The following is a 13,683-nucleotide window of genomic DNA, read 5'->3' as shown; positions in this document are numbered from 1 at the left end:
GTCACCAGCCGTCCATGACGCGGCGCAGGAACGGGACCTCGCGGACGAGGAAGTCGTGGTCGAGGAACAGCCCGGGCGGCCCGGGCCACCGCTCGTCGGAGTCGTAGTCGATGAGCCGCCTGCACAGCAGCAGCTCCAGGTACCTGAGCTGCCGGCCGACGGTCTGGTAGACGGGCGCGAAGCTGGCCTCGATCCCCTCCGGGCTGAACGGGTAGGGCGCCTCGCCGGTCCAGCGCTCCTCCGCCAGCAGCTTGACCTGCCGTGGGGTGAGCCCGGACAGGTCGATCACCATCCCGCTGCGGTTGAACAGCTGCCGGTCCGCGGCCGTGAGCTCGAAGGTCATGGAGTGGTCGTAGGCCTCGCGGGTGAACACGACGACGGCCCTCGCCTTGCGGAACAGCTCGATGGCGCCGGTGAGGAGTTGCTTGGACGGCACCTTCTCGTAGCAGACGCCGTAGGGACTGAACCTGCCGGCGAGCGTCGCGGCCGCCTGCTGCAGGCCCGGATCCGGATGCTCCGTCCGCTCGATCCTGTCGAACAGCCCATCCAGCTTCGCGTCGGTGGTGGCGGATGAGTTGAGCAGCATCTCCCACCGCAACCCCAGCACCGTGTCCCGCAGCGTCTTCTCATGATCGTTGTCGAGGTTCCCGGCGCGGTACACGGGCAGGGCGTCCTTGAGCTTCAGCAGCTGCCAGTACCTGAACATGATGATGTTGGCGAGCGAGGTCCGGCCGCTGTAGCCCTCCCCGCTGACGAGGAAGAAGGCCGCCCTCCTGGTGCGGACGGCCTCGTCCAGCTTGGCCTCGATCTGCCGCATGTCGACGAACCCGTCCAGTTCGCTGTACAGCTTGGCGTGCTCGGGATCGTCGAACGGGTTGAGCACCCGGTTGGAGTACGGGCACTCGGCCAGCCCGTACGGCTTGTACAGCCCCTCGTCGTCCGATGGCACCGATCAGCCTCCGATCAGGGTCAGGTATGCCGGCAGGTCGTCGGCGACCGAGTCGAAGGTGGACGCCGCGAACAGCGCGGCGAGGTAGTCCTGGCGCTGGTAGTGCCGGGCGAACAGCGCCGCGACGGCCCGCCCGGTGTCGCCGAACCGGCTCACGAACTCGCTCTCGCCGAGGTCCGGCTTCAACGACCGCTGGTACGCCAGCTCCAGCGCCCGCAGCAGCGCGGGCTGCCTGACGACGTCGGCGTACAGGTCGGGGCTCTGGATGCGCAGCACGACGAGCCGGGCGATGTGGTCGGCGCGCAGGTCGCGCAGCCCGGAGGTCGCCTCGACGATGGCGCCGGTCACCGCGAGCAGGTTCAGCACGCGTTTGATCTTGCGGGGGTTCGGCACGACGATCTGCTGCAGCAGCGGGACCTGGGCGATCGCGTACGGCGCCGGCCGCAGCACCCGCATGAACTGCCCGACCTCGTCCGCGCCGAGCGGCAGCAGATACAGGGGCAGTTGCACCATCTTGTCGAGATATTCGTCGCCGATGACCGACTGGAAGTCGTCGGCGAAGCCGAACGGGCGGTACTTCACCGCGACGCCGCGGTCGACGACCTCCTTGGCGATCGCCAGCACGACAAACACGTTCCGGAGATCGAGGAACAGCTTGACGGACTCAAGCAGGTCGATGATGTGGTCGGGTTCGCAGCGGTCCAGATCGTCGACGAAGAACACCAGCCGGGCATTCTGCTCATTGATTCTGTCGGCCTCTGCCTGCAGCATCGCGCGGAGGTTCCTGGTCTGACTCTCGACCACCCCGCGGGCATCCGCGTACCGGCGGGCCAATTGGTCGATTTTTTCCAGATTGACCACGTTGCCGGTCAGATGTTTCAACGTCTCGTCTATTGCGAGGTTCGCAAGAATGACACCGAGCCGCTTGACGCTCTCGACGAACCGGTGCTTCGGGTCCTGGTTGAGCTGGTCGCGCAGGGCGTGCAGCAGGGGGATGAGCAGGTTGGGTTCGCGCCGGTGCACCCACGGGTTGAACCGGACGCAGACGAAGCCGCCCGGGTGGCTGTCCGCGAGCCGCTCCTCGACCATGCCCAGGAGGCTCGACTTGCCGCTTCCCCACGCGCCGAACACCCCGATGGTGAACGGGGTCTGCGTCGCCGGCGCGGTCATCGCCGAAACGATCGGATCGACATACCGCCGGAACTTGAGCTCGTCGCCGAGGCGGCTGGCCGGCGAATCGGAGAGCACCGCAAGTCCGGTCACAGACATCTATCTCCTTCGGAGGTGTGCCTCGGCGGCGAATGCGCGGTCACGCGCCGGGTCGCCGACGGTTCCACCGTAGTGAATGCCACGGCACGCGGACGTTCGCCTATTCGGTCAGTTTCCGGACGCCCGGTCGGTGAACGGATGACAGTGATGCCTGACGGACGACCGGCGGGTGGTGCCCTACCGTTCGGCTGATACAACCGGAGAACGTCGAATTTGCTGTCCGGCAGGGCCGTCCGATCATCCGTCCGGGTGATTACGTCCAGGAACGGGGCCGGTAGGTTCAGCGGACGATCGTCATTCGCATTTGGTTTGTCCCGGTCAATGGACTGTCGTTTTGCCCGAAGTGTGACCGGCGGAGGTACAGCGCAAATGATCGACCGGCTCCCCGAGGTGGCCAGCACATTGTTGGTCATGGCCGGGCTGGGCTGGGCGGTGCTGATCACGACCGCGCTCAGCTTCGGGTTCCGCGGCGGCAGGTGGCCGATGCCGGGCCCGGCGGCGACCTTCGGTGTCCCGATCGGGCTCCTCGCGACCGGGTTCTGGATCGCCGACACCCGCTACGGCTGGTGGGTCCTCGCCGCGACCGCGGCGGTGCTCGGCCTCGGGATGGCGGCCCGCTCCCGCTTCGCCGGACCGGCCCGCGCGGGCCGCCTCACCGGACAGGACCGGGCGGTCGTCGCGGCGGTGCTGGCCACCGTGACCGCGGCCGCCGTGCTCACCGAGCTCGGTGCCCTGATGGCGATCCGGCTCGTCGTCAAACCGGACCCGGCGGACTCGTTCACGGCCGCGTTGCGCGCGGGCCCCTTGCTCAACGGACTGCGGGCGCTCGGCCTACCGCTGTTCGGCGTGGCCGTGGTGGCCGCGCTGGCGTTCGTGGTGCGCCGGGCCGCCGGCAGCCGGCTGCGCGGGGCCGGCCGGGCCGCCTGGTCGATCGCGATCCGGGACGGCATCCGGTCCGACGGGCCCGACCCCGGTCACCTGCGCCGCGCCCAGATCGTGCTGCTCGTCGCCGTGGTCGTGCTGTTCGGCGCTCCGCTGCTGCCCTTCGCCGGGGGCGGCACCGGCGGCGCGGCGCTGACCTTCGGGTGGGTGGCCACGCCCGAGTTCGGCAAGCTCGTGTTCCTCGCCCTGGTGGCGCTGCTCGTCGCGCCCGCCGGCCACTGGTTCGACATCAACCGGGGCCGGTTCGGCAGGCCGCTGAAGTCCCGCCGGTACGCGCTGTACCCCCTCGGCGCCTTCTGCCTGGTCGCGATCCTCAGCGGCCTGCGACACGACTTCGGCACGGTCGTGTCGGTGCTCGCCGCGACCGTCGGCGTGACCTGGGCGGCGACCCGGTTCACCATGCTCGGCAAGCCGAACGCCGGCGTCGGCGGGCTGTTCGGCAGGACCCTCCGGCGGCTGCGCAAGTCGCTGCGCGCCTACCGGCCGTTCCTCGGCTTCGGCGCGATCCTGCTGATCGTCACGCTGCTGGTGGCGGTGTTCTTCACCAACTACGCGGGGGAGCGGACCACCATCTGGGCCGACCCGTGGCAGTACCGCTGGGACTCCGGCTGCGTGCGCGTCGACGCCGCGCCGGCGGTCCCGGACGGCTGGCAGGGGTGCCAGCGGGCCGCCGCCGCCGACGCCGAGAGCGGCCGGTCGCAGGTGGCCCGCGCGCTGTCGGCGGTCGCCGACGGCGGGCTGCTGGGCCGCGGCCTGGCCGACACCACCTCGTCGTTCGTGCCGGCCGCGTCGACCGACTTCGTCCTGGTCGTGATCTGGCACAAGCTCGGCGCGGTCTCGGTGCTGCTCGCCGCCGCGCTCACCATGCTGCTCGGTCTCGGGCTGACCAGGGCGGCCCGCCGCCCCGTCATCCCCCTCGGTGCCGGACCGACGCCCGTGGAGCTGTTCGCGGCCGGGCTCGGTGCCATGATCGCCGGGCAGTTCCTGTTCGTGTTCGCGGCCGGCGTCAACGTCCTGCCGCACTCCGGTGTGCCCGCACCGCTGCTGTCCCGGGGCGGCCAGGCGAACCTGGCGATCCTGATCGGACTGCTCGCGGTCCTGGCGGCGGGCCGGGCGCTGCCCGGCACCTCCGGCGGCACGTGGACACCGGAGCCGGTGCGGTCACCGTCCGCGGGGCGGCTCGGTCTGCTGGTGCCCTCGGCGATGTGCCTCGCCGTCGTCTGCGTCGTCACGACCGTTCCGTACGCGGCGCCGCTCGGCGGCGGCTGGCACCCGGCGGTGTACGCCACCGGCCGCCCGCTGTGCCCGGCCCGGCAGCCTCAGCCGGAGTCGATGCTCTCGCCCCGTCCCGAACCCAGGGACTGCTCGACCGACCGTCTCGCGCATCAGCGCACCCAGATCGAGATCCGTTTCGGCGACCGTCCCGGCCTGCTGCAGCAGCGACCAGCCGGGACCTGGTCCGTGCTGGACGACCCCGGCCTCGGCGGCCTCGTCCTCGCCGACCTGGCCGGCCTGCTGCGGCTCGGGTCGGGTGCGGGCGTGCTGGAGCTGACCGGCGACCCGTTCGGCGCCGTGCTCGACGGCACCGCCGGCACCGGCCTTGCCGGACGGCTCGTTCCGCCGGGCGCCCGGAACTCGGCGGACGGATGGCTCAGCCTCAACCTCGACCCGCGGCTGCAGCACGCCACCGCCGTGGCGATGCGGTCGGGCGGTCCCGGCGGCGAGCCGCCGCTGGTCGGTGGGGCGGTCGTCATCGACGCGCAGGACGGACGGGTGCTGGCGGCCGTCACCACCCCCGCCGAGCCGGCCCGGCCCGTCGTCATCCGGGACCCGGTGGCCGAACGCGCCGCGGTCGTCGACTACGAGCAGGCCCACCGCGGCTGCGTCCCGGGCCCGCCCGCGGCTCCGCCCGGCAGCTGCTGGACCTGGTCGATCCAGCGGCCCGCGCCCGGCCTGGACCACACCGGCGAGGCGGAGCTGCGTCGCTACGTGGGCGGCGACCCGAATGTGACGCTGCCCGATCCACAGGTCAACCGGGCCCTCGGCGGCCGGCACAACCTGGGGGAGATCACGATGGTGCTCGTCGCCGCCGCATACCTCGGCCAGCCCGGGAAGACGGCCGGGGACGAGGTGCCGGCCGCCGGCTGCCCGGGCGCCGTCGACGGCCGGCTCAGCCTCGCGCACGCCCTCGCCACGGCGTGCGCCGCCGCGCTCGGGGCCGTCGCGCAGGACGTGGGCTGGTCCCGGATCGCGGCGCAGGCACAGCGCTTCGGCATCGCGCTCGGCGACTGCTCGGCGACGCCGGCCTGGCTCGTCCATCCGCTCACCGGCGGCGCGGGCACGTGCGTCCCGCCGGACGCCCCGTACAGCGCCGCCCCCGGGCTCACCGTGGGCAGCACCGGCGTGGTCGGGACCCCGCTGGGCGTGGCGACCATGATGGCGTCGATCGCCAATGGGGGCGTCACCGTGCAGCCGAGCCTCGTCGGCGCGCTGGCCCGGCCCGCGTCCGGCCTCGCCGAGACCGTCCCGGCCGGGCGCCCCGACCGCGCCCTCCCGGCCGGCGCCGCCACCGACCTGGCCGCCGCGCTGCACGGGGTCATGCGCGCGGACGACGGTGAGCGGGAGGTCTGGCTGGCGACCGGGACGTACGAGGTGCCGGCCGGGAGCGGCCCGCAACCCCGCCCGTTCGCCGACCGGTACACCTGGCTCGCCGGCTTCCTGCGCACCGCGCAGGGCCGCCCGGTCGCGTTCGCCACGGTCGTGGAGTGCCGCGACGACGGCGGCGCCCGGAGGGCACAGCTCGTGCTCGACGCCATCAGCCGCACGATCGGAAGGTAGCCGCAGTGCGCTCGCATCTCCCGCCGGAGCCCGACTTCGAGACCAGCGTGGTCGACGAGTTCCGGGAGCGGCTGCTGGAGTACTGCTCGATCCAGCACACGGGCGGGCGCGCCGACATGGGCCGGCTCGAGGTGACGATCACCGTGGTGTCGGCCCGCTCCGTGGCGAACCTGCGCAACACGCTGCGGCCGTACGCGATGCGCGTGCTCGACGCGGAGCTGCCCGGCGCCCGGCTCAGTCAGGTGCTGTTCGCCGTCGACGAGCAGCTGCCGGCGCCGTGGCACAAGGTGTCGGTGCAGGGCCGGCTGCGCGGTGAGCCGGCGCCGCCCCCCTCGCCGTCGCATCCGGCGGAGCCGGCGCAGCCGGTGCTCGTGCTGACACTTGCGTACCAGCGTGACCATCAATACGTGTTCCATCTCGCGTCGACCGCCGACTGGCTGCCGATCCGGCGCGGCCCGGCGGCCGAGGACTACCGGTACGAGATTCCGCTGCCCGACTACCTGAACGCCGTGCCCCGCGGCGCGCTGCTCGACCTGCGCTACTGGCAGGGCCTGGTCGAGGTGCGCCGGACACCGGCCCGGCCGGACTACTCCGTGCGGGTCGACGGGCAGTGGCTGACCCCCGGGCAGCAGCTGCGGGTCGGGCCGAGCGGCAGCATCGTCTTCGCCTCGGGCCAGCGCGAGAGCGTCCTGAACTACCTCCTCAAAGAGCGGGAGTGGTGATCGTGGTGACAACCGGAGAGCGGCAGCTCGTCGTGCACCTCAACGCCCCCGGCTGGCGTGCCGAGCTGGAGGTGGCCCCGCCACCGGCCGGGACCTGGCGCAGGGTCGACTTCGACGTCCCGCTCACCGGCGGGCGCAACCCGCACCGTGAGCCGCTGACCGCCGAGGTCCGCTACACCACCGCGGAGAACCGGCTCGGCGACGGCTGGGAGAAGTGGTTCGTCAAGGTCTACCGCTGCCGTTCCTTCGGTGAGGCCGAGGCGCTGCGCCGGTACCTCGGACAGCAGGCCGGCTACATCCGCAGCGCGAACTCCGCGCTCAGCACCGACCGCGCCCATCCCGTGGATCCGCCGTGGTCGGTGGTGCCCGTGCACATCGTGCGGTGCGACGGCGGCCAGGAGATCGTCGGCCCGGTGCAGACGGAGCTGGCCGCGTCGCCCGCGGCGATGGCCTCACGGATCATGACGGCGCTGCCGTCGTGGCTCACCGACTCGCCGCCGGCCCCGGAACGCTACCTGCTGGCGGTGTCGCCGTTCATGGACGACCTGGTCTGGGAGGAGCATCAGGGCTGGCCGGCCACCGAGCACCTGCAGGACTTCGTCGGCATGGCGGCCGGTCTCGACGCGCTGCACCGGCAGGACACCGTGCACTGCGACATCAAGCCCGCGAACGTCTGCCGGTACAACACCCATCACGTCTCCGGCTACGTCCTGATCGACACCGACTCGGTGACCCCGGTCCACCCGCCGCCGCGTTCGCTGCGGCCGACCAAGCCGTACCACTACAAGGCCATCACCGACTGGTTCGAGAACCCGCAGCTGCGGCACCTGGGTGTGGACGCCGCGATCCTGCGCGCGCACGACCGGTTCGGTTTCGCGGTGGTGGTCCTGACGGCGCTGGCCGGCAAGGGCTGGGTGGACCGGGTGCTGCTGCGCGCGCCGGAGCAGCTCACCGGCCACCCGTCCGGCGGCGACCGGCGTACGGCCGACGACCGCAGACTGGTCGTCGCCGCGCTCGAGGTGCACTGGCCCGACCGCCCGGGCCGCCGGTGGAAGCCGCTGATCCAGACCCTCGCCGAGCCCTTCGGCCCCGAGATCGAGCTCGACAGCTGGTCGTCGGCGGCCTGGATCAGGCGGGTGCTGCAGGCCGAGGGCGCCTGCGTGGTCGAGGAGGAGCGGCCCAAGCTCTTCCCGACGGCGGACCCGGCCGCGTTCACCGCGGACCTGGAGAGCATCCGGAAGGCGACGCTCGCCGTGCCGTCCACCCGCCCGGAGCTGATGCGCGGACGGGGCTACGGGGCCATCGAGCGCACCGCCAACGAGGTGGCGATGCGGGCGGCCTTCGTGCGGGTGATCGGTTCGGCGGCGGCCGTCGCGCTCGTGATCTTCATCTTGTTGTACTCGGTGTTCGGGTAGGGGTGGCCATGGCGACACAACAGCGGCTGATCGACGCGCAACGCTGGCGGCTGGACCGGCGGGTGACCTCGGCGTGCGGCCCCGCGACGCAGTTCAGCCGGATCGAGTGGCAGCTCGCGGAGTGGATGAGCGCCGGCGGTGACGCGCCCCGGGCCACCCGCGAGATGGTCGAGCCGTATCTCGCCGGCTACCTGCAGGCAGCGGCCGCCGCCGGCCGGCGCTGGGGGTCGGTGGTCGGCGTCGTCGCCGGCTTCGGGCTCGGTCTCGTGCTGTTCCTGATCGTGCTGGTGGCGCGGTGAAGCGGCCGGGACGCCCGCCGGCGGACCTGCAGGAGCAGTTCGGCGGCACCTGCCCGATCTGCGGCGCGAACCTGGGGTCGGCCGTCGAGTGGAACCCCGCGACCCGGCGCTTCGACCGGCCGCCGTGCTTCCGGCTGGAGATCGGCCGGGAGGACGCCTCGGGCAACCACGCCTGGAGGGTCGTCGTGGTCGCCGACGCCGCCGTGAACTTCCCGGCGGCGGTCTCCCGGGTGCCGGCCTTCGTCGAGAGCGAGGTGGAGTTCGTCTACCTGCTGTGCGGCGACGGCCACATCTTCCCGCAGGCCGAACCCGGGCACGCCCGGATGCGGCGGCTGACCGACGACCGCCAGCGTGTCGACCGGTGGAACATGGTCGCGGCCGTCGGGGCACCGGCGAGCGGGAAGACGTACCTGCTGATCCGGATGGTGAGCCAGCAGCTGATCAACCCCGGCAACCTCTTCCCCCGCCTGGAGGGCGGACGGGTCCAGCGGCACCGGCTCAATCCCCTGGAGCAGGTCCCGCTGTCCGAGCGCGCCGACGAGTACGGAAGGACCGTCGCGGACAACACCTTCATGAGCCCCACCATCGGCCAGGACACCCGCCCGGCCCGCATCCTGGAGCGCCTGATCGACGACGCGCTGGACGCGATCCGGGAGATGGTGCGGATGACGGTGACCGACGGGCAGAGCCGGGCGTCGCAGTGGGGCCTCGGACTGCGCCAGCCGTTGATCGTGCGCACCAGCAGCGACCGGATCCTGACCTGGACCGGCATCGCCGACCTGCCGGGTGAGCTGTTCCAGGCCGGGCAGCGCAACGCGAGCGAGCGCAACAAGCTGCGGGCCTACGACGCGCTCATCTGGGTGATCGACCCGGTGGTCGCCGCGTCCGCGCTGGACCCCTTGACGCGGGACAGCCTGGGCCCGGGCAACGAGTACGACAGCGTCCTGGACGGCAGCCTGCGCCCCGGCACCACCGTCGAGAAGGGGGCGTCCGCGGTCCGGGCCCTGCGGGAGCGCACCCAGCGGGAGATCGGCAACACGCTGACCCTCGTCGACAACGACTACGCCGTCGACGAGGGCCGGGCGTTGGAGCTGCTGATCGCCGTCACGAAGTGCGACGTCATCCACGCGGCGCTGCGCAAGGGCAAGCAGCTGGAGGACATCGGCCACCAGGGCAGCGTGCTGCGCGGCGTCGCGGCCTACCTGGCCTGGCTCAGCCGCCGGTGGGTGTCGGGCGGTCAGCGGCTCGACCCGCCCTCGGAGCGGCTGATGGACTACCTCTACGGCGCGAGGTCCGCACAGCAGCGGGTGGCGGAGGAGCGGATCCTGCAGGTGTCCCGCGGCCTGCTCAAGCACTACTCGGATCATCAGGCGTTCTGGGGGCTGGTGCACGAGGGCGGCGAGGACGTCGTCGACATCCAGGCCAACGGCGGCTCGATGTCGGTGTCCAGCCGCCGGATCGAGGTCGTGTCGATCGGTGATCACCTCGACCAGTCCACCGTCAGGGGATCCAGCGAGGTGATGCTGATCCGGGACGTCGTGATGTCGGCGCTCGGCTGCGGCGTCGCCTACGGGCTCGGGCACGACGCCGCGATCGCGGCGGTGCTGCTCAACGACTGGCAGCGCATCCGGCTGTTCCTGTGCTCGCCGCTGGGCACCGTGCCCGTCGCCCGGAAGGTCGTCTCCGGTCCGGCGGAGATCCACCGTCTCGAGCCGCTCGAACCCGCCGAGCGGTTCCCGCAGATGGAGGAGCCGTCCGCCGCGCTCACCCAGCTGCTCCTCGCGTCGCTGCGGAAGGCCCGGGCATGACCGCCGCGGGGTTCGTGGCGGTCCTCGACTACCACGAGTACGACGGCGGCTTCGTGCTGGCCACCACGGGCGACGACGAGACCGTGCGCGAGCACTGGACCGTCGTGCAGGAACGGGTCATCGGCATGGGCCTGGTCGAGGTGCTCCCGCCGCAGGTGGAGGACACCGCCGGCACGCCGTTGTGGAGCCTCGCGCACGTCAAGTACCAGCGGAAGAACTACTGGTGCTTCATCGAGCAGGGCCGGGGCGGCCACTTCGGGGCGGGTGGATGCCGGTTCCATCTCGCGAGCATCAACCGGCACCCGGCCGACGTCTGGACGGAGGTCGTCGGACCGGCGCACCTCGATGCGGCGGAGGCGTGGAATCCTGAGGCCACCGTCCAGATCCTGGCCGGGATCGCGGGCCATGAGGAGTACCTGCGGCTGCCGGGATCCCCGGCGCAGAACGCGCACCTCATCGGCAGGCTGCTCGCGGTCGTGCCGCGGAAGGTCGCCGTCGACTGGGTCTGGTCCACCTGCCTCTTCGCGCCCAGGCGCCCGTTCGTCGCGGGACCGCCGCCGCGGGGCTGGCAGCCGGACCCGGCCGGGGACGACGCGGTGTGGGCGGCCGCGGTCCCGGCGCCGCGGCAGGCGCCGGCGCTCGGCGACACCGCGTGGCGGGCGTTGCGACTGCTTGCCGCTGCCGTGGACGCCGGCGAGGTGCCCGCCGGCGTGGCCGACGCGGTGCGCGCCTCGACCGCCGAGCTGCTGCCCGACTTTCTCGCCGATCGGCGACTCGCCGCCGCCCTGCCCGCCGGCGTCGCCGTGCCCGGCCCTGTCGCGCCGGCCGGCGACGGCCCGCGCCTCGAGGAACGCGAGACCGAACTGCTGGGCGGCCACCGCACCGCGCCGGCGCCGGTGGGGGCAGGCGCCGGTGCGGTCCCGGTCGTGGCGCGGCCGCGTCCGGTGGAGTCCGGCCGCGCCCCGCTGACCTGGGTGACGTGGCGCGACAGCGGCGACGGATTCAACCTGGTCGAGGAGTCCGTGCCGCGGATGTACCGGCAGGCGACCGAGTTCCTCCGCGAGGAGGTGGAGGTCCCGGAAGGCTACGCTCAGACGTTGTCGCACCCGCTCTGGAGCCTGCGCCGGGTCCGGCTCGACGGCAACCTCGAGCAGTGGTGCTTCATCGAGGTGGGCCGCGGCATCCGCGCCGTCGGCCCCGGGGAGGACCGCAACGCCCAGTTCGGTCAGGCGGGCGGCTGCCGGTTCGGGTTCGCCGACATCAGGCGGCATCCGTTCGACGTCTGGCGCGCCGGAGCGGAACAGGCCTGGAGCCGGCCGGCCGAAACGGAAGCCGTCGCCGGAGGCGCCGCGGAGCTGGCGGAGGTGCTGGCCAAGATCGCCAAGGAGCAGCGGCAGATCCTGCTGCCCGGCAGCCCTTCGGCCAACGCCGTGCTGATCGATCAGGCGCTCGCCGTGCTGCCGTCCCGGGTCGCCGAGCAGTGGACGTGGTCGACGTGCCTGTTCCGGGCCGGTGACCGGTTCGTGGCCGGCCCGGTGCCGCCGAAACTGCGGGTGCCGAAGTTCGCGCGGGTCGAGGCGAAGGTGGCCCGGGTCCCCGTCGGTGCCCGGGCGGACGACGTCCGCGCCGGACTCGACGAGATGCAGCTCGCCGCCTTCGACGTGCTCGCGGTCGCCGCGGAGAACGCCGCCGGTGCGCCGGAGGTCCCCGCTCCGGCGGCGGTCCGCACCGTGTTGTCGGCCACCCGGGCATCGAAGTTGATGGACTTCCTGAACGAGCTCGTGGCCAACGTCCCCGGGCTGCGCCCGATCCGGGTCGAGGATGTGCCGGCCCTGCTGCGCGGCACCGGCGTGCGGGCGCTGGTGCGCGACAACGCGGGCCTCGTGCGGCAGTGGGCCGGGACCTGGCCGGACCAGGCCCTGGACTACCTCCTGCGGTGGGGGTTCAGCCCGGATGCCGCGCCCGAGGTGGTCGCCGGTCTGATCGAGGCGCAGCGGGCCCGGCCCGCCCGCAACGTGCTCGGTGTGCCGACCGCCGCGATGCCCAAACCCGAGGGCAGCGCGCGGCTGTGCGCCATCCTGCGCGACCACGGGCCGGCCGTCGGGGTCTGGGTGGCGCTGATCGAGGCGCTGACCCGTCCGGGTGCGGTGCTGCACGACCAGACGAGCCTGGCGACGGCGGAGCCCTGGCTGCGCAAGCTCGGACTCAAACCGGCCGACGCCATGCACCTCTTCCCGGACGCGGTGGCCGGTGCCCTCGGCCAGTTTCCGGTCTCCAAGCAGGCGCTGGCGGCGCTGCGCCGTCTCGTGGCGCCGGTCGACGTGCTGCGGCGGGTGATCCACGAGGAGTACGTCGGCCGCCGGGCGGGCCGCGCCGCCGCCGGAAAGCTGAGCGGGCCCCACGCCGCGGTCCTGCTCCGTGCCGCCTACGCGCTCGACATGGACCTGGAGCAGTTCCACACCTTCGTCCGGCAGTTGCTCCGGCGCATCGGCAAGGAGCCGGAGCGCCGCCGCTGGCTCGTCGAGGTGGTGATGGGCGATCAGGAGCAGATGCCCGTCGAGGAGCCCGGCCCGGGGTTCGTCCGAGCCGTCCTCGTGACGGGCGGCCGCCTTCTCTCCGACGCCGCGAAGGGGCAGCCGATCGCCGATGACCAGCTCTACGCGTTGAGCCAGGCGCACTCCATCGACGAGCGGATCGGGAAGACGGACCGGCCGTTGTTCTGCGCGGCGCCGCCCGTTCGCGGCCGCGCCTCGGTCGTCGGCGGATGGGTCCGGCACCCGGTCCGCGGCGCCGCCGCGGTCCGCCAACGCTTCAATGCCGTGCCGCCGGGCGACCAGAACGCCGCCCCCGCGGTCGCCGCCCCCGCGGTCGACGGCGAGGCGGCCGGGACCGTCTACGAGCGGCGCAGGCGGTCGACCCTGCGGGGCTGGGGCTGGGCGGCGGTGACCTTCGGTGCCGTCATGTGCGTGATGGCGCTCTGGTACGCCATCGAGCACGACGCGCTCGGCTCCTCCGCCGAGCCGGGGCAGGCCGTCCCGTCGGCTCGCCCCAGCGCGGTGATCGCCAGCACGACCGACAGCACGACCGGCAGTCCGCCGCCCGCCGCGACCACGGAGCCGCTGCCGTCGGCGACGCAGCCGTCGGCGACGCAGCCGGAGCCGTCGAACTCGGTCGAGGTGCAGGTGCCGTGGCAGAACCGTGCACAGAACGAGGACGTCGTCGCGGCGGTCCGGGCCGAGCTCGACCAGCTGGGCGACCGCCAGATCGTGAGGGTGACGGTCCACGGCGTCGCGCAGAAGGACTCCGTCGCCGAAAACGTCGCGAGCGAGGTGAGCCGGGCCTTGAGGAAGGAGGTCGTGCGGCTGAACAGCGTACCGATCAGGACCGGACCTCGGATCCCGGGAACGGGCGAGGTCCGGGTCGTCATCTACTACGCGTGAG

General features: G+C 72.8%; 8 protein-coding genes. 6 read left to right on the top strand and 2 right to left on the bottom strand.

Annotated elements, in window-relative coordinates:
- Position 1: 1 nt before the first annotated feature.
- Together ACFY3L_RS37965 and ACFY3L_RS37960 are read right to left on the bottom strand one after the other, a co-directional pair.
- On the bottom strand, positions 2-949 hold the full coding sequence (locus ACFY3L_RS37965) for a hypothetical protein (protein WP_389335712.1): 948 nt from the start codon (positions 947-949) through the stop codon (positions 2-4).
- 3 nt (positions 950-952) lie between these two features.
- Entirely contained in the window at positions 953-2,212 is a 1,260-nt protein-coding gene (locus ACFY3L_RS37960; protein ID WP_389335709.1) for a P-loop NTPase fold protein, read from the bottom strand.
- 375 nt (positions 2,213-2,587) lie between these two features.
- On the opposite strand from ACFY3L_RS37960, the gene ACFY3L_RS37955 reads away from it, so the two are divergent.
- Genes ACFY3L_RS37955 through ACFY3L_RS37930 form a run of 6 tightly spaced genes read left to right on the top strand, consistent with a single transcriptional unit; the run spans position 2,588 to position 13,682 of the window.
- Positions 2,588-5,998 carry an FtsW/RodA/SpoVE family cell cycle protein gene (locus tag ACFY3L_RS37955; protein ID WP_389335706.1) on the top strand — a complete coding sequence of 1,137 codons (3,411 nt, stop codon included), beginning with the start codon at positions 2,588-2,590 and terminating at the stop codon, positions 5,996-5,998.
- 5 nt (positions 5,999-6,003) lie between these two features.
- On the top strand, positions 6,004-6,720 hold the full coding sequence (locus tag ACFY3L_RS37950) for a hypothetical protein (RefSeq protein ID WP_389335703.1): 717 nt from the start codon (positions 6,004-6,006) through the stop codon (positions 6,718-6,720).
- Between the two features lie 5 nt (positions 6,721-6,725).
- Complete coding sequence (locus ACFY3L_RS37945; protein ID WP_389335700.1) at positions 6,726-8,135, top strand: hypothetical protein; 1,410 nt, start codon at positions 6,726-6,728, stop codon at positions 8,133-8,135.
- A gap of 8 nt (positions 8,136-8,143) precedes the next feature.
- Positions 8,144-8,434 (top strand): hypothetical protein, encoded by a 291-nt coding sequence (locus ACFY3L_RS37940; protein WP_389335697.1) that lies wholly within the window; start codon positions 8,144-8,146, stop codon positions 8,432-8,434.
- Complete coding sequence (locus ACFY3L_RS37935; RefSeq protein ID WP_389335694.1) at positions 8,431-10,242, top strand: hypothetical protein; 1,812 nt, start codon at positions 8,431-8,433, stop codon at positions 10,240-10,242. Before ACFY3L_RS37940 ends, ACFY3L_RS37935 begins: the two co-directional genes overlap by 4 nt.
- Positions 10,239-13,682: a hypothetical protein gene (locus ACFY3L_RS37930; protein ID WP_389335691.1), complete on the top strand. Its 3,444-nt coding sequence runs from the start codon at positions 10,239-10,241 to the stop codon at positions 13,680-13,682. The genes ACFY3L_RS37935 and ACFY3L_RS37930 overlap by 4 nt, the downstream gene beginning before the upstream one ends.
- Position 13,683 lies beyond the last annotated feature (1 nt).

Source organism: Dactylosporangium sp. NPDC000521 (assembly GCF_042898305.1).
GTDB lineage: Bacteria > Actinomycetota > Actinomycetes > Mycobacteriales > Micromonosporaceae > Dactylosporangium.
This window is presented reverse-complemented; position numbering and strand designations above follow the sequence as displayed.

Coding starts and splice junctions, on each gene's coding strand:
- ACFY3L_RS37930 (WP_389335691.1), top strand. CDS start 10,239: ATGACCGCCGCGGGGTTCGTGGCGGTCCTCGACTACCACGAGTACGAC.
- ACFY3L_RS37940 (WP_389335697.1), top strand. CDS start 8,144: ATGGCGACACAACAGCGGCTGATCGACGCGCAACGCTGGCGGCTGGAC.
- ACFY3L_RS37955 (WP_389335706.1), top strand. CDS start 2,588: ATGATCGACCGGCTCCCCGAGGTGGCCAGCACATTGTTGGTCATGGCC.